Origin of the sequence: Companilactobacillus sp. HBUAS59699 (genome assembly GCF_036913575.1) — a bacterium.
Classification (GTDB): domain Bacteria; phylum Bacillota; class Bacilli; order Lactobacillales; family Lactobacillaceae; genus Companilactobacillus.
This window is the reverse complement of the sequence record NZ_JAYKTV010000002.1, coordinates 467,954-491,716: the sequence shown is the minus strand read 5'-3', so window position 1 is coordinate 491,716 and position 23,763 is coordinate 467,954. Positions and strand designations below refer to the sequence as shown.

The 23,763-nt window shown below is 38.6% G+C and carries 20 protein-coding genes; 8 read left to right on the top strand and 12 right to left on the bottom strand.

All coding sequences use genetic code 11. The features are described from left to right. Nucleotides 1–237 precede the first annotated feature (237 nt). The gene (locus tag U8519_RS05960) at nucleotides 238–810 is read left to right on the top strand and encodes an HNH endonuclease (RefSeq protein ID WP_334329387.1); all 573 of its coding nucleotides are present in this window, start codon (nucleotides 238–240) and stop codon (nucleotides 808–810) included. Here U8519_RS05960 and U8519_RS05955 read toward each other — a convergent pair. Continuing rightward, on the bottom strand, nucleotides 780–2,186 hold the full coding sequence (locus U8519_RS05955) for an MDR family MFS transporter (protein ID WP_334329386.1): 1,407 nt from the start codon (nucleotides 2,184–2,186) through the stop codon (nucleotides 780–782). The two genes, U8519_RS05960 and U8519_RS05955, sit on opposite strands and share 31 nt — an antisense overlap. A 122-nt stretch (nucleotides 2,187–2,308) precedes the next feature. On the opposite strand from U8519_RS05955, the gene U8519_RS05950 reads away from it, so the two are divergent. From U8519_RS05950 to U8519_RS05935, 4 genes are all read left to right on the top strand, one after another. Beyond that, a complete protein-coding gene (locus U8519_RS05950) occupies nucleotides 2,309–2,734 on the top strand; it encodes a MarR family winged helix-turn-helix transcriptional regulator (protein WP_334329385.1) in 426 nt (141 codons plus the stop codon). Between the two features lie 267 nt (nucleotides 2,735–3,001). After that, nucleotides 3,002–3,910: a PLP-dependent cysteine synthase family protein gene (locus U8519_RS05945; RefSeq protein WP_334329384.1), complete on the top strand. Its 909-nt coding sequence runs from the start codon at nucleotides 3,002–3,004 to the stop codon at nucleotides 3,908–3,910. Between the two features lie 40 nt (nucleotides 3,911–3,950). Further along, nucleotides 3,951–5,090, top strand: a complete 1,140-nt coding sequence (locus U8519_RS05940) for a trans-sulfuration enzyme family protein (protein ID WP_334329383.1) — start codon at nucleotides 3,951–3,953, stop codon at nucleotides 5,088–5,090. A gap of 362 nt (nucleotides 5,091–5,452) precedes the next feature. Next, nucleotides 5,453–5,647, top strand: a complete 195-nt coding sequence (locus U8519_RS05935; RefSeq protein ID WP_334329382.1) for a hypothetical protein — start codon at nucleotides 5,453–5,455, stop codon at nucleotides 5,645–5,647. Here the strand turns inward: U8519_RS05935 and U8519_RS05930 are convergent. From U8519_RS05930 to trpX, 4 genes are all read right to left on the bottom strand, one after another. Then, nucleotides 5,623–7,038, bottom strand: a complete 1,416-nt coding sequence (locus U8519_RS05930) for a sugar porter family MFS transporter (RefSeq protein ID WP_334329381.1) — start codon at nucleotides 7,036–7,038, stop codon at nucleotides 5,623–5,625. The genes U8519_RS05935 and U8519_RS05930 overlap by 25 nt on opposite strands. Before the next feature lie 226 nt (nucleotides 7,039–7,264). Beyond that, nucleotides 7,265–8,014: an ABC transporter ATP-binding protein gene (locus U8519_RS05925; protein WP_334329380.1), complete on the bottom strand. Its 750-nt coding sequence runs from the start codon at nucleotides 8,012–8,014 to the stop codon at nucleotides 7,265–7,267. Further along, entirely contained in the window at nucleotides 8,011–8,901 is an 891-nt protein-coding gene (locus U8519_RS05920) for an ABC transporter permease (protein WP_334329379.1), read from the bottom strand. Before U8519_RS05920 ends, U8519_RS05925 begins: the two co-directional genes overlap by 4 nt. Beyond that, nucleotides 8,898–9,896, bottom strand: a complete 999-nt coding sequence (trpX, locus tag U8519_RS05915) for a tryptophan ABC transporter substrate-binding protein (RefSeq protein WP_334329517.1) — start codon at nucleotides 9,894–9,896, stop codon at nucleotides 8,898–8,900. The genes U8519_RS05920 and trpX overlap by 4 nt, the downstream gene beginning before the upstream one ends. Before the next feature lie 563 nt (nucleotides 9,897–10,459). On the opposite strand from trpX, the gene U8519_RS05910 reads away from it, so the two are divergent. Together U8519_RS05910 and U8519_RS05905 are read left to right on the top strand one after the other, a co-directional pair. Continuing rightward, on the top strand, nucleotides 10,460–11,539 hold the full coding sequence (locus tag U8519_RS05910) for a YibE/F family protein (RefSeq protein WP_334329378.1): 1,080 nt from the start codon (nucleotides 10,460–10,462) through the stop codon (nucleotides 11,537–11,539). Next, nucleotides 11,539–12,285 (top strand): YibE/F family protein, encoded by a 747-nt coding sequence (locus U8519_RS05905; RefSeq protein WP_334329377.1) that lies wholly within the window; start codon nucleotides 11,539–11,541, stop codon nucleotides 12,283–12,285. Before U8519_RS05910 ends, U8519_RS05905 begins: the two co-directional genes overlap by 1 nt. Before the next feature lie 6 nt (nucleotides 12,286–12,291). Here U8519_RS05905 and U8519_RS05900 read toward each other — a convergent pair whose 3' ends face one another. The 4 genes from U8519_RS05900 to U8519_RS05885 all read right to left on the bottom strand — a co-directional run bounded on the left by U8519_RS05900 (nucleotide 12,292) and on the right by U8519_RS05885 (nucleotide 20,129). Further along, the gene (locus tag U8519_RS05900) at nucleotides 12,292–14,367 is read right to left on the bottom strand and encodes a HelD family protein (RefSeq protein ID WP_334329376.1); all 2,076 of its coding nucleotides are present in this window, start codon (nucleotides 14,365–14,367) and stop codon (nucleotides 12,292–12,294) included. 185 nt (nucleotides 14,368–14,552) lie between these two features. Beyond that, complete coding sequence (locus U8519_RS05895; RefSeq protein ID WP_334329375.1) at nucleotides 14,553–17,048, bottom strand: SpaA isopeptide-forming pilin-related protein; 2,496 nt, start codon at nucleotides 17,046–17,048, stop codon at nucleotides 14,553–14,555. Between the two features lie 227 nt (nucleotides 17,049–17,275). Further along, nucleotides 17,276–18,196: an aldo/keto reductase gene (locus U8519_RS05890; protein WP_334329374.1), complete on the bottom strand. Its 921-nt coding sequence runs from the start codon at nucleotides 18,194–18,196 to the stop codon at nucleotides 17,276–17,278. 166 nt (nucleotides 18,197–18,362) lie between these two features. Further along, complete coding sequence (locus U8519_RS05885) at nucleotides 18,363–20,129, bottom strand: glycerophosphodiester phosphodiesterase (RefSeq protein ID WP_334329373.1); 1,767 nt, start codon at nucleotides 20,127–20,129, stop codon at nucleotides 18,363–18,365. A 146-nt stretch (nucleotides 20,130–20,275) separates the two neighbouring features. Here U8519_RS05885 and U8519_RS05880 point away from each other — a divergent pair, with 146 nt between their 5' ends. Further along, nucleotides 20,276–21,229 carry an aldo/keto reductase gene (locus tag U8519_RS05880; RefSeq protein WP_334329372.1) on the top strand — a complete coding sequence of 318 codons (954 nt, stop codon included), beginning with the start codon at nucleotides 20,276–20,278 and terminating at the stop codon, nucleotides 21,227–21,229. A gap of 30 nt (nucleotides 21,230–21,259) precedes the next feature. Here the strand turns inward: U8519_RS05880 and U8519_RS05875 are convergent, their stop codons facing one another. From U8519_RS05875 to U8519_RS05865, 3 genes are all read right to left on the bottom strand, one after another. Next, nucleotides 21,260–21,646 (bottom strand): MerR family transcriptional regulator, encoded by a 387-nt coding sequence (locus U8519_RS05875; protein ID WP_334329371.1) that lies wholly within the window; start codon nucleotides 21,644–21,646, stop codon nucleotides 21,260–21,262. 93 nt (nucleotides 21,647–21,739) lie between these two features. Then, nucleotides 21,740–22,651 carry a hypothetical protein gene (locus U8519_RS05870; protein ID WP_334329370.1) on the bottom strand — a complete coding sequence of 304 codons (912 nt, stop codon included), beginning with the start codon at nucleotides 22,649–22,651 and terminating at the stop codon, nucleotides 21,740–21,742. A gap of 37 nt (nucleotides 22,652–22,688) precedes the next feature. Then, nucleotides 22,689–23,615 carry a hypothetical protein gene (locus U8519_RS05865; protein WP_334329369.1) on the bottom strand — a complete coding sequence of 309 codons (927 nt, stop codon included), beginning with the start codon at nucleotides 23,613–23,615 and terminating at the stop codon, nucleotides 22,689–22,691. Between the last annotated feature and the right edge of the window lie 148 nt (nucleotides 23,616–23,763).

The following is a 23,763-nucleotide window of genomic DNA, read 5'->3' as shown; positions in this document are numbered from 1 at the left end:
TGAAAGCTATGTTTGACGTGCAATTGATCGAAATATACAATGCTTCGAATTATGCCGGAGAAGATATTGGCGGATTGTATCTTCATGTTAATCAGTAGGAGAGAAAAATTGACATGATGTTCAGTCGACATTGAATTCGGTCACATTACTATGAATGACATTGAAAATAACTTTAATATGACAGAGAGTGATGAATTTACACTTAAAAGTGAATCTGATTTATAGCGGGTGTTTAAAATGGAGGAAATTTGGAAAGTAACTGATATTGATGAAAAATACGAAGTTTCAAATTTAGGCAGAGTGTGCCATCGTTTGATAAAGGGGCCCAATGGTGAAGTAAGATATCGGATGATGAACACTGCCAAGACGGGTAATTACAAGATTCTTAGGATCAGAAACAAGGATGACAAGTACATTGCTTACCCCGTACAGGTGCAAGTTTTGAAGGCCTTTGGAGAATATGATCCTAACAAGAGGATAGTTCACAAGGATGGTAACAACAGCAACAACGCGATCGATAACTTGTTACAAGTGACTTCAAAGGAAGTCGCCGAAACATTAAAAAAGCAAAATAAAATGCACCATTCAAAATTGTTGATTGAACGGTGCGATATAGAAACACGTGAAGTGTTAGAAACGTATGTTTATTATTCTGATGCGGCACGATTTATTCTAGAACACAGTGATTATGAGCAAAATCAAAAAAATATGATAAGAGTGATCAATAATATTCGATATACGGTAACACGTGCCAAGAGATTGCCAGTCAAATATGGCTATTATTGGCGTTCACGTTCACGTGAAGATTGAACTTTGGTGCCGAGGTTCAAGGCCCAGCAAGCGATTATCAGGAATACTAATAGCATTAAGAATGAGTTTTTGGCACCAGAAGCGGTTTTAGCAGCGTAGCTAAGGCCGCTATTTGTGTTTTGGGAGAAGGCAATAACTGTTGATACGATCGATGTTCCCACCGCTCCAGCGAATTGTTGAACAGTATTAAACATACCGTTACCGTCAGCGTTTTGATCGGCGTCTAATTGTTGCAGTGCGTTGGTCATGGTGTTTCCCATTACTGAACCCATTCCCAGCATTAGGAGGATGTAAATAACTAATATTTCCACGATAGTTAAGTGTTGTCCTAACACAAAAAATAAAAGCATTGCGATCAATTGTAGGATTACTCCCAACATGATCGGTTTGCGAGCACCTAATTTATCGTAAATAGTTCCACTCAGTGGAGCGAGAATAGCACCGATGGCGGCACCTGGTAAGACTACCAATCCTGCAGTAAGGGCGGATTGATGATTAACCAGCTGAATATAGTTAGGCAGAATAAACGAAATGCCGAGTGCCTCAAGCTGAATCAAGAAGTAAGCACTCAAGTGTAGGGAAAAAGCCTTGTTGCGAAATACTGTCAAATTCAATAAGGGAGAAGTATTCTTGCTGGAATGTCTCAAGAACATCACTAGAGCAAGGATTCCAATGATAAATGGTATCAAGAATTTTGATGGTGATTGAAGGATCGAAGACAAATTGCTAAAGCCAATGATAATTCCAACGAAAGTTATCGCAATATAAATTAGACCGAACGTATCCAGAGAAGTGTGGCTGGTCTTACTAAATTGTTGAATCGAAAAGAACCCCATGATCATGGCTAGGACAACTATGGGAATCAGGAATAAGAATATTCCACGCCAGCCGTAAGCATCAACGATCAATCCACCATAAGTTGGTCCAATTGCAGGAGCAATGGCGGTTACAAGTGTTCCTAGACCCATTAAGAAGCCGATCTTATCAAGTGGTGCTTGTTCCAAGATGATGTTGAACATTAAAGGCAGAGCAATTCCGGCACCGATACCTTGAACAATACGGCCACTTACTAATTGGATGAAGTTAGGGGCGGTCACATCTAAGACTAAACCGAAGATGAAGAGTATTGAAGCTGTTCCGAAGAGCCTTTTAGCTGAGAAACGTTTTTTTAAGAAGGCTGACAATGGCATCATGATGGAAGCGACTAATAAATATCCCGTAGTCATCCATTGGACAGTGGCTGTATTAACGTTGAATTCTTTCATCAGGGTAGGAAAGGTAATGTTAGTTGCAGTTTCAATGACAACACCACAAAAAGATAATAAACCAGTTGCTAAAATCGAAAAGATTAATTTTGAGTTTAATTGACGAGACATGAAATCTTCCTTTTTATTATAATTGTTAGAATTCAAACTAACTAAGAAAGTTATAACACAATTACGAGATTATATGCTAGTATTTATCTAAAGTTAGACTTTTAACAATCGGAGATAATTACATGAACAGATTATTCGGAACCTTGATCAAGCAGGCTAATAATGCGGTAAATCGGGATGCAGACAAGTTTGCACAAAGATTGGGACTCACTAGTGTGCAAATAAGTATTATTGACTATGTTTCGCATGAAGAGAATGTTAGGAATATTTTTCAAAAAGACGTTGAACGGGAATTTAATATTCGCCGTGCTACAGCAACCAGTGCCTTAAAGTTGATGGAAGAGCGAGATTTGATCGTCCGCGTATCTGTTAAACAGGATGCTCGATTAAAAAGAATCATTCTCACACCGAGAGCTCGTAATTTGGCCAAACAGATAAATGAATATTTCAATCAAACTGAAGAACGAATGATCCAAGCAATGGGAACAGAAAATAAAAATATTTTTAGAAATGCTTTAAAACAAGTAATTGAAGAACTATCTGATTAGTGTGTAGCGTTATGACGATAAAAATAGTTTGACAAATCTTGATCTCAAGCATATTCTCATAGTCATAAATCAAACGGGAGGACTCTTGTTATGTTAATAAATGATATTCAAACAAAAAACAATTGTTGTTGTGGTTCGCATCTTATGCGATCCACTAGTTTGAGTATCTAAATTTTCAGGAGACTCAATTATAGTGATATTCGTGTAGGGTGCAGATAAATTTATCTGCACCCTTTTTTTATATTTTTGAACTAAAAGGGGATAAGCATGTTAGTAAATAATGTATACAAAACCATTGGAAACACACCGTTGTTAAAGCTGAACATTGATGTACCTAATAACAGTAATATTTATGCCAAATTAGAAATGTTTAATCCCGGTGGCAGTATCAAAGACAGACTAGGGATCAATTTGATCGAAGACGGAATTATCAAAGGTCTGATCACAAGTGGAACAACTATCATTGAACCGACTGCGGGAAATACAGGTATTGGCTTGGCATTAGCTGCCCAACGGTATCAGCTACCGGTAAAGTTGGTCGTTCCTGAAAAATTCAGCCAAGAGAAACAGATTTTGATGCAGGCTTTAGGTGCAGAATTGATCAACACACCAGCTGCGGATGGAATTACTGGAGCTATAAAAAAGGCACGTGAATTATCTAAACAAGTTGAGAATTCATATGTACCGATGCAATTTGAAAATGAAGCTAATCCTGAAGCATATTATCGTACAATGGGTCCGGAAATCTTAGATGATATACCGGGAGAAATCGATGCTTTTGTTGCCGGTTCTGGAAGTGGTGGGACTTTTGTAGGAACCGCTAAATCATTGCAGGAGAAAAACCCTCATATGAAAGCTATAACGGTGGAACCCGAAGGATCGATTCTCAATGGTGGAACTGCACACGCACATCGAACGGAAGGCATTGGAGTAGAATTTGTCCCACCTTTCTTTAAAGAAATTACGGTTGATGATGTCAAAACAATTAGTGATGATAAGGCTTTTTATTACGTAAAATGGTTAGCAAAACATGAAGGCTTGTTTGCAGGCAGTTCTAGTGGGGCAGCTTTAGCCGCCAGCTTGAAAGTTGCGGAGGAATTACCAGATAATTCAACCATCGTTACAGTATTTCCAGATTCGAGTGAACGTTATTTAAGTAAAAATATCTACAATTAGACTATAATAAAAATGATTTTAAAGAGGGAGAAACAATATTATGAAATTCAATACAAAACTTATTCATGGCGGTTTCAGTGAGGATCCAACTACAGGAGCTGTTTCAACACCGATTTATCGTTCATCAACTTTCCACCAACACGAACTAGGTGCTGGTCCTAAATGGGAATATGGACGTACAGGTAATCCTACCCGTGCTTCGTTGGAGAAGTTGATTGCCCAGATTGAAAATGGTAAGTACGGCTTTGCCTTTGCTTCTGGATCTGCGGCGATCCACGCAGTCTTCTCAACTTTTTCTGCTGGAGACCATATTGTAGTGGGAAATGATGTCTATGGCGGGACCTTCCGTTTGATCAACAAAGTGCTCAAGCGCTTTGGACTAGAATTCACCTCTGTTGATACACGTGATTTTGATGCAGTGGAAAAAGCCATTCAAGCTAATACCAAAGCCATTTATCTGGAAACACCAACTAATCCCTTATTGAAGATTACTGATATTGAAGGAATCTCTAAGATTGCTAAGAAGCATAACTTAGAAACGATCGTCGACAATACCTTTGCGACACCATACAATCAAAATCCATTAACACTGGGTGCTGATATTGTTGTTCACAGTGCTACGAAGTATTTGGGCGGACACAGTGACGTTGTTGCTGGATTAGCTGTCACAAGTGACGACAAAATTGCAGAAGATCTAGCGTTCTTACAAAACTCGATCGGTAGTGTCTTGGGACCAGATGACAGTTGGCTGTTGATGCGTGGTATCAAGACCTTGGGTGTTAGAATGCGTGTCCACGCTGACAACGCTAAGTTAGTTTATGATTATTTAGATAATAATGATAAAGTCGCTAAGATCTATTATCCAGGCAATCCTGAATCAACTGGTTATGAGATTGCCAAGAAACAAATGCGTACCTTTGGCGCAATGATCTCGTTTGAGTTGCAACCAGGATTAGATCCTAAGAAATTCGTTGAAAGCTTGAAGCTAGTTGATTTAGCTGAAAGTTTAGGTGGAATTGAGAGTTTAATTGAAGTTCCAGCCGTTATGACGCATGCTTCGATTCCACGTGAGATTCGTTTGAAAAATGGTATCAAAGATGAATTGGTTAGACTATCAGTTGGTATCGAAGATTCAGAAGATTTGATCGGTGATTTGAAACAAGCTTTTGATCAGATTTAAGTTGTAGTTAGTGGGGGGGTTCCGCTTCCGGTCAGCAGTAATTCCGTCTGTAGCGGGACCGTCTCGAGCCAAAAAGCGGTCTCGATCTTCGCTTTCTTGCTTTGCATAAACCGCAAATCAAGAAAGACGTCCGTGCTGTAAATGTGGGAAAACCGCCCGCATTAACACCACAATCGCTACTGATTCCATTACTGCTGACCTCCAGCTAATTTATTGATGGTAAAAAAATAATAGCACGTAATGATGATAGGAATATAACTTCATTCCTTTGTCGTTACATGCTATTTTTTATTATTTACAATTAGATATTAAAATAAGATTATTGCTAATTAGAGAGTAAACTTAGCTGATGGTGGACAACAATGGAATCCGCCGTAAAAGTGTTCTTAGCGATTTATCGCTTAGAACACTGGACGACTTGGAAGACTACAGGCTTCCAAGCGAGGTCGAAGACGAAGACTGAGACCGGTCCACGGCAGATGGAATTGTTGCCCACCATCAGCGGAAAGACACCCACCACCCCAACAATAAACTATCTAGTAATAAATTTTCTTTGAATCTGTTCCAACGTCAAACCCTGAGTTTCAGGTACACATTTGTAAGCAAAAGCCCAAGCCACAACGTTGAAGGCGGCGAAGACTAAGAATGTCTTGCCGATCCCCAGACCAGAAATCATAATTGGGAAGATATATCCCACGATGAAGTTAGACATCCATAAGAAGAATGTAGCTAAGCCCATTCCGAATCCTCGGATATTTTGCGGGAATATTTCAGATAATAAGACCCAAACCAAAGGTGCCACAGCACCTTGATAGAAGGCTAAGAAGGCCATCAAACAGAGAATGACTCCGAATGGCAAGAGTGTCTTACTTAATATTTTAGTCATAGTTACTAGAGCAACTAATGAAGCGGTAGTTCCTATGATTCCCATCAACATGTATTTGCGACGGCTGACTTTGTTGATCAGTCTCATACCAATAATCGTAACGATAACGGCAACCAATCCGTTACCAATATTAGCGATCAGTGAAGCACTCTTGGTGAAGCCGGCGTTGGTCAAAATAGTTGTACCGTAATACATCATAATATTGATGCCCATGAATTGTTCCATAATTCCTAAACCAGCACCGATCAAGACTAGGCGACGAATCCAGGGCTTTTTTAATTCCTTTAAAGGTTTAGTTTTTTTATTGTTTAATTTCATAATTGAGTGGATCGTTTGAATCTCACGTTCACCATCAGATCTCTTTCGTCTGATTTTAGAAAGAATTCTTCTAGCTACGGAGTCTTTACCCATCATAACTAACCAGCGTGGAGATTCAGGAGCAAATTGCATGCCGATGAACAGTGCAGTGGCAGGGATCATACCGAACCCTAACATGTAACGCCAGATATGTGGCACATGCACGAAAGTACCGAGTAGGGCATTGATAACGAAGGCGAGTAATTGTCCACCAACGATCATCAATTCGTTTTGAGTAACCATTTGTCCACGCAATTCGGTAGTGGAAATTTCAGATAAGTAAGTTGGAACGACGACTGAAGCACCACCGACACCTAAACCGACTAAGATTCGAAAGAGAATGATCGAAGTGACATTAGGTGAAAGAGCACAACCCAAGGTTCCAACAAAAAAGATAACTGACAAGGCAAGAATCAGACGCTTACGTCCGGCCTTATCAGAGAGATGTCCGGAAATAATGGCCCCAAAAGCAGCGCCTAACGTAACACTGCTGGTAACTAGTCCTTCATTAGCGGGTGAAAGATTTAACTCCTTAGGAGCAGCCATATAGTCAATAGCACCGTTAATGACACCAGTATCAAAACCGAATAGTAAGCCACCTAGAGTTGCTATCTTGGCGATCCGTTTTAATTTATGATCAGCCTGTGTGTTGATCATTTGTATTTGTAGTTTATTTTCATTTACTATCTCATTTTCCGCTCGCATTTAACCACCTCTATAATATTTAAAACCTCAGAAAATTTGATTGAAAACTATGTAAACCACACAAAAAAACAGTGTATTAAGATACACTGTTTTCACTATTTATAATCGAAAATGTGTAGTTAGTACACTATTCACTGTAACACTAACGTTTTAAAGATGTGTAGATAAACCCTTATCTTATTCATTAGAAATAACTGTTCGATATATTTTCTGTAAATACTTTTTGTTAGAAGTACTCGAGTAAATCTTCTTCTTTAAGTTTAGCTTTGGCTTCACTGTCAAGGTCTAGAACAACTTTTCCTTTTTTAAGAACGATCAATCGATTACCATATTTAACGGCTTCGGTCAGGTTATGTGTAACCATTAGACAGGTTAATTTCTTTTCACGAATAACTTTGTCAGTAAGTTCCATCAATTCTTGACTTGTTTGTGGATCAAGAGCTGCTGTATGTTCATCTAGTAATAACAATTCTGGCTTTTGGATGATCGCCATCAAGAAGCTCAGAGTTTGACGTTGTCCACCAGATAGTTTCTCAGTAAAGGTATTTAGTCGATTATCTAGAGTAGGGAGATCCTTAGTGAAATCTTTGAATTCTGCCATATGCTCATTTAGTTTACGCAATCTTAGTCGGCGAGGAAGTCCGCGGCGTTTGGCGAGTAGCAGATTTTCAGCGACAGTCATACGTGGTGATGTTCCCAGCTTTGGATCCTGATAGACACGACTGATGTAACGGCTTCGCTTAGCCAGATTAGTTGAAGTTATGTCTTCGTCATTTAATAAAATCTTACCTGAGGTCAATGTGTTGGCACCGGTAATGGCGTCCAGCAAAGTTGACTTACCAGCACCATTGGTACCTAAGACAACGATGAAGTCTTGTGGTTTGATCGACAAGTTGATGCCATCTAAGATATTCAATTCTTGGCTGTCGTTATAAATTGTTTTAACGGCGTTATCTATTTCTAATAATGATTTCATTTGCTTTTGACCCCATTTCTGAAAGCTCTGAAGAATTGTGCTCTGATCGTTGGTAATGCTAGACATAGAGCAAGAATAATTGCTGAAATCAACTTCAGATCGTTAGTATTGAACCCTAATTGAAGAACGATCATTAAGATCAAGCGGTAAACGATCGAGCCAATGACGATCGTAATCAATCGAGCACTTAGTGAGACGTCAGGATAGATAACTTCACCAATGATGATAGCTGATAGACCAATGACGATAGAACCGATACCCATGTTGACGTCCGCAAAGCCATTTTGTTGAGCGATGAGACCGCCGGTTAGAGCAACGATTCCGTTAGAAACCATGATACCGATGAATTTCATCATAGTGGTGTTGATTCCCATCGAAGCGGCCATAGTTTCATTATCACCAGTAGCGATAACGGCTTGTCCTTTTTCGGTGTTGAGGAAGATGATCAATAGGAAGGTAATGATAGCGATGATAATGATTCCTAAGATGATTCCATTGAAGTTGACTGGTAATTTGTCCAAACCGTAGCGGTTAAAAATATTATCTGGCTTAGTCAGTGACATGTTGGCTTTACCTAGAATACGTAAGTTGACAGAATATAGAGCTGTCATTGTCAAAATCCCGGCAAGTAGGCTTGGAATGTGCAACTTGGTATACATAAAAGCTGTAGCAAATCCAGCGAAAGAACCGAAGATAAACGATACAAGTAGTGCAATCTCAGGTGAATAACCGTGTTGAATCATGATAACAGCAGTGACAGCACCAAGTGGGAAGCTTCCTTCAACAGTCATATCGGGGAAGTCGAGAATTCTAAAAGTGATAAATAGGCCAATTGCCATGATAGCCCAGATGAAACCTTGGCTGATAGTTGATATTATTAGATTCATTTGATGATCTTCCCTTCTGTTTGAGCTCGTTTGATGACTGATTCTGGGAACGTGATATTAAGCTTTTGAGCTTGTTTCTCGTTCAAGATCAAATGGCCTTTTTTAATGAATGTAACAGGCATTGTAGCAGGTTTGCCTTTGCCTTGGAGAATCTTAACAACGTCTTCACCAGTTTGTTCGCCAAGTTCATATTGACTTAGTCCGTAAGTGGCAAGACCACCATCAGATACCATAGTCGTAGCGGCTGGGAAAACAGGAACGCCTTGTTTGGCAGCAATACTTGATAATAGTTTCATACCACTGGCAACAGTATTGTCGGTTGGAACGAAGATAGCTTGAACTTTTTGTGAAAGACTAGTTGAAACTTGTTCTAGGTCGTTAACGTTACTGATACTGGACACGGTGACGTTCATACCTTGTTTAGCAGCTAATTTTTTCATTTTTTTCATTTCAGTTGTAGCTGACATATCACTTGAAGTGTAGATAATACCGATATTCTTAATATCTGGCATTATTTCCTTGATCAATTTTAATTGGCTCTCAAGTGGTGCCTGATCAGAGACACCGGTGATATTGCCACCAGGTTTAGTGTTACTAGGGATGATACCGAATCCCTTAGGATCGGTTACAGCGCCCATGACGATCGGGATGGTTGAAGTGGCATTCTTTAGTGATTGAACTGATGGAGTGGCGATACCGACCGCAACGTCCACGTTATCTTGAACGAATTGTTTACTGATAGTTCTTAAGTTACTCTGATCCCCTTGAGCATTTTGAAATTCGATCTTAATATTCTTACCGTTGATGTAGCCGTGTTTCTTCAAAGTATCATCTAACCCTTTATTGATTTGATCTAGGGCTGGGTGGGACATTAATTGAAGAACCCCAACTTTAGGAATCTGATTCTTAGCTACCGTTTCGTTATGACCGGTGTAAAAAAAGGCAAATATCAAAAAGGCAAATAAGAAAATAATAGTTCCGTATAAACGTTTCATATGTTTCATTTTTTCTCCCCCGTAACTTTCATATAAGTATTATAAAAAACAAAAAGACAATCTCATAGTTTGTGAGATTGTCTTTGAACAAAAAAATCCCACATGGACTCTAGAATTCCATGCGGGCTTAAGTTTTTTAATTAAACTAGTTTAATAAGCCGACACGGATGTGATCCTCTTCAGGCCACATCCATATCGGATCAACCTGAATTATCGGCTTTGCCAACGCTTATTGACGATGTTTAGAGAAATAGTGTTTTTCATAATAAAAATCTCCTAACAGTTTTCTTCAGCTGAAATTCAGTTGAGTAGTTGATGTCAAAAATCATATTTCAAACTTAAAAATTTGTCAACGGTTGAATTCAAAAAATTTATTGGTTAGAAGATATTTGTGCCGTCCTCAGGACACAGATACCTTGATAGATAAGGAATATCTTGGTGGAATTTAGTTTGTAACTTTTTTTGGTAAATGTGTTTCAATTAAAGAGTATTAACGGTGATCATTATTAAAATTACTCAATAATGTTTAGTAGTGATATTATTGAATAATAATTTAAGGTGAAATGATGAATAAAAAATATTTAAAGATAGTTATTGTAGTTTGTCTGGCTATTGTCGCGACAGTATTCACACGTTTTGATGCGTTTCTTTACAAAGATCCAATCATAAGAGTGGAATCAGTCAAGACTTTGGACAAGAGTAAGAATACTGATGAATATAAAAATACTGATATTCAGGTGACCCAACGTGTGACAGGTCGCTTTTTGAATACGAACCATCGAGGACAAAGTATTTCATTGAAGAATACGTATTATCAGTCTCAATTGACTGACCAAAAATACCTCAGTGGTCAGCAAGTTATGTTGACCAAGACGGGTAAACATTATTCGATCAATGACGTTAAGCGTGACACGGTGCTGGTATTTACCATTGGTATTGTCATAGTGTTGTTATTCTGTATGCAATTTAGTCGAGGTAAGTTATTGACCAGTGTTTTACTTAACTTGGTCGTCTACTATGGATTTATGAAAATACTGATCAATACACATAATAGTATTTTGTTATTGATGACCGTTATAACGGCATTGCTGATTTCAGGAATTGCTCTGATCGTGATCTTGGGTCCGACATCGGATGCTTTAATGGCTTACTCTAGCACGGTGATTGCGACTACCGTTTCGATTTTATTGAGTATCTTGTTATTGAAATTATCTAACAACAGTGGTGTGCATCTAGAGTTGACGGATTTTGGATTGCAGCCATACTTTAGTGTTTTCATCTCCCAAGTTATCTTCAGCGTTCTAGGAGTGATCCTAGATGAAACAATGGATATTTCTTCTTCATTGATAGAAATGAAAAGAGAAATTGCTGACGTTTCAGAAAAAACACTCTTTAAGTCTGGCATTAATATTGGTCGAGAATTGATCGGCCCATTGATCAATATTCTGCTGTTCATTGTCATTGCCGAGCACTTGAATGTTGTTCTATTGTATTTGAGCAATGGTAATTCGATCAATTATACTTTTGAGATGACTTTGAGTTTAGGCTTTGCACAATTACTGATCAGTGGGATCGGGATCGTGCTGACGGTACCGATAACTAGTTTTATTGCTAGTAAAATAATTACTAGGAGGGCGGTCTAATGCTGTATTTATTAGGTGCTTTTGTAATTCTATTGCTGCTCGTAGCTGGTAGTCGAGGACTGTCTCTTTTATTTGGACTAGGAATTAATATTATTTCGATCGTGGCACTATTGATTTTGATTGCTGACGGCTTCAATGTTCTCATCACGACCGCAATCGTGTCGGTAATAATTTTGATCGTGGCCATATTTATGAACGTAGAGAATCCTAATACGGCTAACATTGCTTTTAAGACATCACTGTTGATTATGATCGTGATCGTTCTGATCACTATTCCGATCGAGTACTGGGCAAGCGCACAAGGGATGGGAGTTGAAGATCAAGAAGAACTAGAAGGATTTTCACTGGCTGCCGGCGTCTCATTCCCACAATTAGCAGTGGCAATTATCGTGGTTAATAGTTTGGGCGTTATTTCAGAGACTAGTGTAGCGATAACGAGTGGTTTGAATGAAATCGTTGAGAATAAGCCAACACTAACGCCAGCAGAAGTTTTTAATGATGGTTTTTCAGTCGGCAATCGTATCTTGAGTACTCAAACCAATACCTTGCTATTCAATTTTTTTGCAACGACATTTCCACTGTTCTTTTTGATCCATTCCTTAAATGACAATCTTGGTGAAATCATTAATGACAAGTTAGTAGTTGCTGAAGTCATAACGATGCTTATCTGTGCAATCGGTGTTATTATGACAGTTCCAATAACTTCATATTTAGTCTATCGTAACGTTAAAAACAAAAAGGACTGACGATTGTCAGTCCTTTTTTGAGTTTACTATCAAGTTCTTTGAAGCACGGGAAAAGGCCGTGTAGATCCTGTTCTCACCGAATTGCTCGTCACGATAATACATGGAATTTATATCAGCCACGATAACATTATCAAATTCGAGTCCTTTAGCGAGTGCCAAGGGTAAGACCACTATTCCAGATTCAGGCATAGTATCGGTCGTAGTTCCTAATACGATATTATCGATACGCTTATTAAGTGAGTCGGCTAAATGAGAATCACTAGTAATGATCGCCGATAGTTCGTCGTGATCGAATTGTTTGATTTGTGATTTCAGATTTTTTATAAGTTGCTCAAGATCATTATTATCAACAAAGCTTGGCTTTTTACCACCAACCTGAATGATATTGATTTTTTGAAGTAATTCTGGAGATCCATGTTTAACGAAAGCCTTCGTAATTTCACCACTAGAACGATAGCTAGTATATAAGTTTCTTTGGGTGACTTTGATATTGTGCTTCTCAAAAATACGCTTGAGAGTCTCAAAGGTTAACGGATCCTGAGAATTATGAATGGATTGAAATTGGTCACCGACCAAAGTCCATCGAGCATTGGGAAAAGCTGTGATCAAGAATAAAATTTGATCTAGTGAATAATCTTGAATCTCATCGATCATCACGAATTTCAAATTCTTTCTAGCCAAATTTAATAGCTGTAATTTTGTAAAGGCATAATCAAGTTGATTTATCTGCTCAATTTGTAAAACGGCTTTGATTATCTGATTTATATTAAGCCAATTCTTCTGTTCTAACTGTTTCAAAAGCTTCTGATTACGCCACTGCAGCATTCTTTTAGTGGCATTTTTAAAGGCTGCATCGGAATTAGGGGAGATTATTCGACCGAAGATTTGTTCTTGTTCTGAATCAGTTAGATTAGTCAATTCAGCTTGAATTTTTCCATTTTGGGAATCGATCTCGATGCCATTTTCAACTTGATTAATTAGAACTGAGGTCAAAGCGGTGATGCGCTTATCTAATGACATTGATTTGGGAGTTTGGTCAAAATATTGTTTGATCGTTGCTTTATCAAAAACCAGTTTTCCGTTTAACTTGATATTTTTAAAAGAATCGGCTGTTAGATCAAACTTATTCAACTGTTGCGATAGCTGCTGAATATGACTATTTTTATCAGTAAAAGATAGTTGATTACTATTGAATGATCCTAGTAATTGATCAAAGGTCATTTGTAGCGGTGATTCTTCACCTAAACTGGGAAGTACTTGATTAATATAATTTGTGAATAAAACATTCGGCGTTAGTAGCAAAACGTCATCCGAAGTAAGTTTGGTTCGGTATTTATAGAGTAGGTAAGCGATTCGCTGTAAGACGACTGAAGTTTTGCCACTGCCAGCAATACCGTTGACTAGTAATGCCCGACTGTCAGTGTCACGAATGATCACATTTTGTTCTTTTTGAATCGTAGCTGTGATCGATCCCATCTGGCTCTGCTTGTTTGCTTGCAAAGTCTTCACTAGCAGAGGATCTTGAACTGCGACATCAGTGTCGAAAATATCTTGTAAAACATCATCATGTAATAAGAATTGTCGGCGATTATTTAGAGTCACGGCTATTTTGCTATTATTAGCGATGTAATGAGTGGGCCCAATCTGATTATTGTAGTACAAGTCAGCCAATGGCGAACGCCAGTCCAATATCATCGGGTCTTCAGGCTTGGGCGAGAAACCAGCTGCACCAATATAAAAAGGAATCGATTCTGTTTCGTCAGGATATTTCAGATCGATGCGGGCAAAGTAGGGGGCTGGCAGTAATCTTTGAACACGAGATTTCGTGTTTTGAAGTTGAATTTGTTTGTTATTAAAAGAGTCGATCTGTTTGTTCATCGTTTCGATTGCTGCAAAAGTATCCAAATTATCAGTGTAGCTGTCGAAATTCAACGCAGTCTCTTTGCCCGCATTTTGTTTAAAATCTTTTGCCGTACTAGCATTGTCTGCCAGCATTTTATCGATGCTGACTAAGGTTTCTTGCAGTGTCTTGTGGACCATAGTTAGGTGAGCTTGCTCTGATTTGAAAGTATTATCCATCATGATACCTCCTTAGATTAGGTATCTAATGTTAGTACGATGTGGCTATAATTAATAGTCTTGTATTAGGTAAAAAAATCCTTCATAATATATATGAGGAAAGAAATAATCAATTGTAAATAGCATCAAAAATCTCGCACTTACCAAAGCAAGTGCGAGATTTTTTGTGTTTAAATATCGAAAACTATTTAAATGTGTTTGTGATTTATCTCAAAACCAGCTAGTCCGATCAATATAATGAAACCAGTAATGGTTATCAAGATATTTTCTTTATTGCCAGTTTGAGGGAATCTTGTGGATCCTTTAGTCATATATGTTCCGTATGAACCAGGATTTGCGGCTTGTTCAGGTGTGATATATTCAGGAGAACTTGCAGAAGGTTTTTCAGTAGTTATTGGGAATGAAGGATTTTCTGGGAGTTCTGGATTGGTAACAGCTGAATTGTTGCCGGATCCTTCATCGTTCTGATTAGGAACTTCTGGTAAAACTGGTTTTTCAGGTTTTTGAGATTCATTAGGAATAGATGGTTCTTCAGGATTCTCGGGCTCGTTAGGTTCAGCGGGTTGTTCTGGATTCTCAGGTTCACCAGGAATGACTGGTTCACCGGGTTCTTGGGGTTCTTCAGGAGCAGCCGGATATTCAGGTTCTTGAGGTTCATTAGGTTCAGCTGGGTTTTCAGGCTCTTGAGGTTCACCAGGCTCGGCAGGATTTTCAGGTTCTTGAGGTTCGTTAGGTTCAGCCGGATTTTCGGGTTCTTGAGGTTCATTAGGTTCAACAGGTTCTTCTGGTTCCTCAGGCTCGTTAGGTTCGGTAGGATTTTCAGGTTCTTGAGGCTCATTAGGCTCAACAGGTTGTTCGGGTTCAGTAGGTTCCTTTTCATCTGTTGCATTCAAAGGAACGATGGTGCCCTTTTTAACTGTGAACTTGATAGGTGTCTTGTTAACTTCATAGCCTTCGGGAGCTTCGACTTCTGTCAAAGTATATTCACCGTCAGCTAAGAGATCGAATGTAATCTTACCATCCTTATCGGTCGCATATTTATCGATGACTTCACCGTTAGGATCTCTTAATTCATAAACTGCACCGGCAAGTGGTTGTCCGTTAGCATCAGTCTTAGTGAGGACAGCACCGCCGCCATCTTCCTCATCATTAGTCAAGACATCGCTAGCAGTGACGCTAGATGTTTGGTCTTTAGTGATTGTAAATGGTATTAAATCAGTAGATAATTCATATCCTTCAGGTGCCTTAGTTTCCTTGAAAGCATAATCTCCAGTCTTAAGACCATTGATTGAAATGCGTCCTTCGGAATCAGTTACTAAGCCACTTTGAACAACATTTCCGTTAGCATCTAGTAGATCATATTCGGCACCTGGTAGAAGATTACCAGTAGATACTGAAACTTTGTCGAATACAACGTTACCGGTGTCAGGTTCTTCGGTTGGTGGTGTTGTTTCGGGATAATCTTCCTGTGTCAAATCAATGACTTGGTTACGTGATGATGCCAAAACGCTGAATGTCATTGGATTTGGATTAATATCATAGCCACTTGGAGCTTTGATTTCTGTCAAAGTGTAAGTTCCAACCGGTAGATCGTAGATCTTCAGTTGACCATTTTCATCAACTGGGACTTCACTCATTAAGACATTACCATTGCTGTCTTTTAGTTCATAAACAGCTCCGGGTAAGACTTGACCAGATTCATTAGTTTTCTGTAATACTACGTTACCTAATGTAGCAGATCCAGTTCCGTTACCAGAACCACCATAATGAACACTGCTGCTTACGTCACCAGTGATTTGATCTGAGGTCAATGTAGCATTGTCATTATAGGCATTGTCTTGGTGCGGATCGACCTTGATCAAAACTCTGAATGTCATATCAACGGCTGTGGAAACATTTCCAAAGTAGAATTTGATTTCATTGCCGTTTTGAACAACTTGTGGAGAAAGTGTGTTGCCGTCAGCTACGAAATTAGCACTGTCATTATAGTAGCCAGTTGGAGCATAAACAGATCCGTCAACGTATGTTTGACCAGGACTTAGTTTATCAGTTACAACAACGTTAGTTAGATTTTCACTTCTTGGATTAAAAGCGATATTCCAAACAACGTACTTTGGTAAACCATTTTCATCATACTCACTTAACCAACCAACTTTGTTGATATTCCAATAAAGTTGACCGGGATTTTCGTTATTAGCGTTATTACCTCTGACATGAAAAGTGATACTACCTTTTCTGTCGATATTGGTTGAAGATAGAACGTCATTAAAGGTTATTGTACCTGTACGTTCTCCAGCCTTCATTGAAAATGTACCAATTTGAACATTATCTTCATTAAAAATAGGTATATTAGTTAAATTAGCGGTTAATCTAATTGAGCTAGGTAATTCAAATGTTGCTGTGTCTCCAGCTTTTACAGGAATATTATCAGCGATAGACCAATCGTAAGTTACATTGTAATGACTCCAATTGTAGAAGGGGTCATCACTTGAAACTAGGTTGCCATTTGGGTCTTTGATTATCGCATCACTGGAACTCAACCCAGAAACCGCAATGGTGGATTGTGGTTCAATTCCGGTAGTATCAGCCGCATGAGCAGTCTCAGAATTAGGAACTATCCATGCTAGAAGAGCTAAGAAAATCGCAACCATGCTGATCAGAAAGGATGTTCTCTTAATTCTCATGAGTTACATCTCCTTTAGCAATTTGATGCTCTTTTATTTGATTCAACTTGAATTATAGTTCCTTCTCATACCAGTAGATAATAATTAGCCCAATTATTATTTTATATTGATTATATAAATGATAATATGGTATACCAATTATTTAATTATAAAAAAATCCCACACTTACTATGTAAGTATGGGATTCATCAGTATAAGAATTTAAAAATATTTTTGTTTATGGAACTTTATGGCAAATCGTTGCCAGCAGCGAAGTAGACATCATACCATTCTTGTTTTGTTAGATCCACGTCAGCACCCTTAGCACTATCAGCAATGTGTTCAGGGTTCATCGTTCCGATAACTACTTGCATGTTAGCGGGATGTCTCAAAATCCAGGCAGTAGCGATACCGTTCTTTGATACGCCATATTTGTCAGCTAGTTCTTGTAATTTCTTGTTCAATTCAGGGAACTTGTCGTTATCAATGAAGACGCCTTGGAACATACCATATTGGAATGGTGACCAAGCTTGAATAGTTACACCCATACGTCTTGAGAACTCTAATATACCACCGTCATGGTTGATGGAACGTGTGTCAGCCATGTTGGTGTGCATCCCAAAGTCGACCATACCTGTGTGCATAATACTAAATTGTAGTTGATTGATGATCAGTCTTTGATCAACTGCTTCTTGAACCATCAAGTATTGTTGAGGATTGAAATTTGAAACACCGAAGTGACGAACCTTTCCTGATTTTTGAAGTTCATCGAAAGCTTCGGCTATCTCCTCTGGTTCCATCAATGGATCTGGTCTGTGCAGCAAGAATGAGTCGAGATAATCGACACCTAAGCGCTCCAGACTGCCATCAACGGCATCTAATAGATGTTGCTTTGAGAAATCATAGCGATTACCGGATACGATTCCGCCCTTTGATTGGATGTATAGATCATCGCGCTTGACACTAGTTTTTTTCATTGCCTCGCCGAAGATCTTTTCGGAATCACCATCGCCATAAATATCGGCAGCGTCGATAAAGTTGATACCATTATCAAAAGCAGTATCGATTGATTTTGCTGCTTGATCAGGTGTCAAAGCGTTCATGCGCATAATTCCTAGTGCAACAGCGGAAGCTTCCCAACTTGTTTCGCCAATGTAACGTTGTTTCATGTGTATTTCCTCCTCCAATTTAATAACAGTTTAATTATCGTAGTTAGTGAAGAAGTAGTCAAACGATTAGTGGAAAGGATTCCAGAAGCTAGTGCGTGGAACGTAAGGTTGTTTTTGGTTGTGATGACCATTGTTGATCACAATCAGCGGTATCCAACAGAAAAACTCAAAAAGGACTTTGCATTTGTAGAATATAATTGTAGATTCGCTTAGCATAGCCAGCTTGGTTGAAATTTCTGCTGATCTCAGCCTGAAGATCGGACAGATCATCAGTGATTATGCCATCAACATCCATGAACATCATTTGACTCATATCAGAAGTATCATTGACAGTCCAAGCGTAGACTTTTTTGTTGAGAGCGTGTGAACCGTCCACAAAACTAGAATTGAGCGTGGAATATTCCATCGTGAAACCATCGGCGTCGCTAATAGGTACACCAGTAAGATTGAACGAGAGAATATAATTTGCGGCAACATTTGGCATGTCTTTTTTACTTTGCTCAATATAACTATATTTTAATGAATGAACCATATCGCCGTTCTTTTGTAATTGCGTTCCGTATTTTTTAGCAAAATTAGCTACAAAGTCATTGCTATTGCCCTTAACAGACTTGAATTCGACTAATAATTTTTGATGCAAGTTGGTTGCAGTCTGTAAGTAATCATCGAAACTGGCAATATAAGCTGTTTTACCATTTTCATGAATTGGAGTTTCCTGTAATTGCCTCAAGGTCATCTGACTAGGTCGCTTATTGATACCGGCCAAGTTTTTGAGCGTATTATCATGGAAGACGACGTATTGATGATCCTTGGTTTCTTGAACGTCCATTTCAATGTAAGTTGGTTTTTCCTTGGCGGTTTCTTTAAGAGCTGAGATGGAATTTTGAACGCCATTGCCATCATCGACACCACGATGTGAGATCGTCACTGGTCGTTCCATCAACCAGCCTTTGAAGTAGACAGTATTATATGTAACAAAGCTAAAGATCGTTGCCGCCGCGAGTAAGATCCAGAACCACTTGTGCGAGCGATGTCTTTGAGCACGATAAACGTATTGGGTTTTGGTTTGGCTTAGGATGATCAAAGTCGATAGGGATGTTGCGTATAGGCTGGCGAGAATATTTATCAATTGCACTAAGGTCAGATTAGCAATAGCAAGCGGGAATTGAATCAAAGCTATGTGATCAAATCCCCATTGCCCAGCTAAAATGATGCCGAATAGCACAAATGTGGTGACCGTTATAACGATGAAGACGATTAAAAAGGTAGTTAAATAATAGATTGTTTTGCCTCTAGTCATGCGCCAGCTGTGATGCAGTGCATTTTTAATCGTACGATTATCAAAGATCATCAGTGGAATCACGAATAACCAACGCATCCCGATATAAAAGATAATCAGATAAATAATTATCAAAGTTAATCCCCAAGCTAGATGTTCGGTAAATAACCAATCTAAGATAAATTGCGGAACTTTGACTTTACTGAGGAGATTGGAAGAGAAGCCGATACCTACAAAAGGAGTAATTAACAAGAAGTAGATCAAGAAGAAACCAAACGCCTTGAAAGGTAAGCTGGCGATTTCTCGGAAGATAGTTTTTAGGTAGTCGCGCCATTTCATACTGGCTCGTGACTTAATAGCTTGGAAGCTGATCAGTACTAATGCAAACTGACTGAATACCAGTAACAGTATTAGTAATAGCACGATTATTAAACCGATAAAGACCAGTGGCCGTTTAGTAATGATGCTAATCATATTGGTATACGAAACGTATTTGATGCCGCCGAGCATTAGTATCCAATTCGTCAAGACACTTAAGGCAGGCACTAGAACAAAATTAATTAGTAATTCGACCAAAATAATTACTTGGCTATATTTCCAAAAATAGCGCCAGAAGTTACTATTTTGTTCTTTAAACAGTCTAAAACTCCCCATTGATGCGTCCCCCTGATAATTCCATTAATATTAATAATAATACAAGTAATAATTATTAAGTAAATGCAAATAATCTTATTTGTTGACTTAGACCATACTCTAAGAATTATTGTGTACTTATAATTCAGAGAGAAGGTTAACGAGTAATGAAACAATTAAATATTGGTAACACGAATTGGCAAACTTCAGCTGTTGCTTTGGGTATTATGCGCATGGAAGCATTGTCGACTGAAGATGCAGTTAAGGCTCTAGAAACATCAGTAGACAGCGGCATCAATTACATTGATTCAGCTGACATCTACGGTATGGGGCACTCTGAAGAGGTTTTTGGCAAAGCCTTGAAGGAATCATCCATTTCACGAGATAAACTCTATATTCAATCAAAAGGTGGTATCATAGTCGATCCTAATCGCAGTCATGGCAGCTTTGTTTTTGGTAAACGATACGATTTTTCTAAGCAACATTTGATCGATACCGTCGATGGTATTTTGAAGCGAATGCAGGTTGATTATCTGGATTCATTCTTATTACACCGACCAGATCCTCTGATGGAGCCTGAAGAAGTCGCCGAAGCCTTTGATGAATTGCAAGCTAGTGGTAAGGTTCGTCACTTCGGTGTTTCAAACTTTAATCCGCAACAATTCATGTTAGTTCAAGAAGCGGTGGATCAAAGACTTTTGATCAATCAATTACAGTTCAGTATCATGCACACAGGAATGATCGACTTTGGGATGCATACTAATATGCAAGACGCTCGTTCAGTTAACCATGACGGTGGTCTGCTGGAATTCTCTAGAAGATACGGCGTTACTGTCCAAACCTGGTCGCCATTCCAATACGGAATGTTTGCCGGTACATTCATCAACAATGATAAGTTCCCAGAATTGAATAAGAAATTACAAGAATTAGCTGACAAATACGGTGTATCAAAGAATGGTATCGCTACTGCTTGGATCTTGAGACATCCCGCTAATATGCAAGTGGTCATCGGAACGATGAATCCGGAACATATCGCTGACAGTGCCAAGGGTGCCGATGTTAAATTAACTAAACAAGAATGGTACGATGTTTACTTCGCTGCCGGCAATGATTTACCATAAAAAAAAGAGAACTTCGTTTGAAGTTCTCTTTTAGCATTCAACGCCATTTTCAGTACCCTTGTCAGCGGCTCTAGAGTAGTAGTCGATTTTGTGATCGATTTGATCTAGATATCCTTGGACCTCTTGCAGTTGTTTTTCGACTTCTTTACGATGCTGGATCAAAAAGTCGCGACGTTTATCAAGTGTACAATCACCATCTTGACACCAATTGATGAAGGATTTAATATCCTTCAGACTCATATCAGTTCTCTTGAGACAATTGATCGTCGATAGATAATCAAAGTCATGTTCTTTGAAGTATCTGCGTCCGTGATCATCACGATTTACGAAGGGTAAGAGTCCTTTTTTGTCGTAATATCGCAATGTATACGAACTGATGCCGGTTCTCTTAGAAGCATCGCCAATTGTATATACCATAATTTAGCTCCTTTAATAAATTATTCTCGGTAATAATTATAAACGATGATAAATATCATGGCTTATTTACAATTTGGCTAATTGGAAAACAATTCACGATTCAGTACACTTCTTCAATGTTGGAATCGATATTTTTTCATTATAGTTTTTTTCCAAGCATTCCTGTAATGCGGAGATCTCCTTGTATTTTGCTGACAAAGATTTAATAAAAACACGCGCATCGGAGGTTAGACGGCTTCTCGGTGAATTAGTCATTCGGAATTTGCCAGTGAATTTAATATTTTCACTGGTCTTTTTTATTGGCTGATTTGGAAGTGATTTCTGTGAAACAGCTAAGAGCTTATCCTTTTCGAGTAATTCTTTACGTAGTGAGTCGATGTTAAGGACCAAGTTAGCAGTGATAGTTTGATACTGTTCGACTTTTTGTTGATATTCGTCAATTCGTGCTAATAGAGTATTTAATTCAGTTTTTGTCCAGACGATGGCATCACTGCTCAGACTTAAATAACCCAATTGAGAATTTTCCTGGAATTGGAGCGGGCTAATGGGACCGTCAGGAGTTGATCTAAAGGCACAATAGGGCAGATCATGAAAAAATCCCTTAGTGTGTGTCGTGTATTTCTGAGTATGGTTATGAAGATCGTTTTTGATGTCTTCAATAAATGCCTCGATGATCTTTTGAAGTTGATGCTTGTCCTTGTAATGAATTATTAAGAGCGGAATATTATTTTTTTCGCAAAAATTCAAGCGGGCAGTCCCGTTGGCGGACAGTCTTCTAAAAGCACTTTTGGCAGTTTCAGAATTATTCTTCGGTGAATAATGTTGTGCACCATTGTATTCGATGATTGCTAAGAATCCGTTGATATTCAAAGCAAAGTCCACTGGTAACATGGAATGGTCGCTCTTACTTCTAAGATCATCGAATTTTCTTTCACGATCGAATAAGATCTGTAGATTATTTAAAATACCGATTATTTGTGATTCAGGTTCAGAAGGTTGGTCCATATTTTTCTCCCACCTAATTGTGTCGATCGATTAAAAATCAACTGACACATTTTTTTATAGTAGGTACTGAAATGTTTTCGTCATAATTGATCTTTAAGAATCTGTGGATTTCAAACAGATCAGTGCTGTATCTACTGGATAACATTCGGATAAAAGTCTTTGCGTCGTCCGTCAAACGGCTGCGTGGTGAATCGTTTAATCTGAAGCGCCCGATAAAATCAGGTAGTTCAGTGGCAGATGTCTTGGTTGAGATGTCTTCTTCTGTAACTGGTTCAGTTAGTGATTGGATCAGTTCAGATTGTTGTTCGACTTGTTCTTCAAGTTCATGAATATGTAAGACTAAGTCAGAGGTGACATTCTTGTACTGCTCGATTTCGGACTTGTAATTCTCTTCTCGTGCTACCATGGTCTCCAGTCCTTCTTTGGTCCAGAGAATAGCGTGATCGATATTGAAACAGCCCAATTCTTCGATTTTTTCTAGTTTGAGCGGATTTACCGGAGCTTCGGGTGTATCAGCGGTTTTATCGAAATTATAATACGGGAAGGCCGAGAAATAGGCTTTGGTGTTCTTAGTGTAACGAGGTTTGGTATCGTGAATATTGAATTTTATATCTTCTATAAACTTGGGGATGAGATGTTTCATCGCCTTGCGATCCTTATAGTGGATGACTAAGAGCGGAATATCGTTCTTCTCCGCAAATTTGATCCTAGCAGAACCGTTTTTAGTCAAGCGCCGCCAAGCTGCAATAGAACTTGGAGTATTGTTGATCGGTCGGTAGTGTTGAGCACCGTTATATTCGATGATCGCTAAAAAACCATTGATATTTAAAGCAAAGTCGACTGGTAGTAATGAATCATCGTTGACACTTTTTAGATCTGGAAAAACTTTTTCACGTTCGAAAAAAATATTGTGGCGATTGAGTATCTCAATTATTTCTGATTCTGAACTTGAAGGTTGTTCCATTGTGGTAGTCCTCCTCATTTAAGCTATATATATTCTATATAACGAAGTTGAGACTAGTCTAATGAGAACCCTTCAAATCCTGATAAAAACGTTTGAATAGGATTTTTAATAAAGCTGATTAAATTTGTTATTTCAATATGTGAAGTTA

Coding starts and splice junctions, on each gene's coding strand:
- U8519_RS05960 (WP_334329387.1), top strand. CDS start 238: ATGGAGGAAATTTGGAAAGTAACTGATATTGATGAAAAATACGAAGTT.
- U8519_RS05955 (WP_334329386.1), bottom strand. CDS start 2,186: ATGTCTCGTCAATTAAACTCAAAATTAATCTTTTCGATTTTAGCAACT.
- U8519_RS05950 (WP_334329385.1), top strand. CDS start 2,309: ATGAACAGATTATTCGGAACCTTGATCAAGCAGGCTAATAATGCGGTA.
- U8519_RS05945 (WP_334329384.1), top strand. CDS start 3,002: ATGTTAGTAAATAATGTATACAAAACCATTGGAAACACACCGTTGTTA.
- U8519_RS05940 (WP_334329383.1), top strand. CDS start 3,951: ATGAAATTCAATACAAAACTTATTCATGGCGGTTTCAGTGAGGATCCA.
- U8519_RS05935 (WP_334329382.1), top strand. CDS start 5,453: ATGGAATCCGCCGTAAAAGTGTTCTTAGCGATTTATCGCTTAGAACAC.
- U8519_RS05930 (WP_334329381.1), bottom strand. CDS start 7,038: ATGCGAGCGGAAAATGAGATAGTAAATGAAAATAAACTACAAATACAA.
- U8519_RS05925 (WP_334329380.1), bottom strand. CDS start 8,014: ATGAAATCATTATTAGAAATAGATAACGCCGTTAAAACAATTTATAAC.
- U8519_RS05920 (WP_334329379.1), bottom strand. CDS start 8,901: ATGAATCTAATAATATCAACTATCAGCCAAGGTTTCATCTGGGCTATC.
- trpX (WP_334329517.1), bottom strand. CDS start 9,896: ATGAAACGTTTATACGGAACTATTATTTTCTTATTTGCCTTTTTGATA.
- U8519_RS05910 (WP_334329378.1), top strand. CDS start 10,460: ATGATGAATAAAAAATATTTAAAGATAGTTATTGTAGTTTGTCTGGCT.
- U8519_RS05905 (WP_334329377.1), top strand. CDS start 11,539: ATGCTGTATTTATTAGGTGCTTTTGTAATTCTATTGCTGCTCGTAGCT.
- U8519_RS05900 (WP_334329376.1), bottom strand. CDS start 14,367: ATGATGGATAATACTTTCAAATCAGAGCAAGCTCACCTAACTATGGTC.
- U8519_RS05895 (WP_334329375.1), bottom strand. CDS start 17,048: ATGAGAATTAAGAGAACATCCTTTCTGATCAGCATGGTTGCGATTTTC.
- U8519_RS05890 (WP_334329374.1), bottom strand. CDS start 18,196: ATGAAACAACGTTACATTGGCGAAACAAGTTGGGAAGCTTCCGCTGTT.
- U8519_RS05885 (WP_334329373.1), bottom strand. CDS start 20,129: ATGGGGAGTTTTAGACTGTTTAAAGAACAAAATAGTAACTTCTGGCGC.
- U8519_RS05880 (WP_334329372.1), top strand. CDS start 20,276: ATGAAACAATTAAATATTGGTAACACGAATTGGCAAACTTCAGCTGTT.
- U8519_RS05875 (WP_334329371.1), bottom strand. CDS start 21,646: ATGGTATATACAATTGGCGATGCTTCTAAGAGAACCGGCATCAGTTCG.
- U8519_RS05870 (WP_334329370.1), bottom strand. CDS start 22,651: ATGGACCAACCTTCTGAACCTGAATCACAAATAATCGGTATTTTAAAT.
- U8519_RS05865 (WP_334329369.1), bottom strand. CDS start 23,615: ATGGAACAACCTTCAAGTTCAGAATCAGAAATAATTGAGATACTCAAT.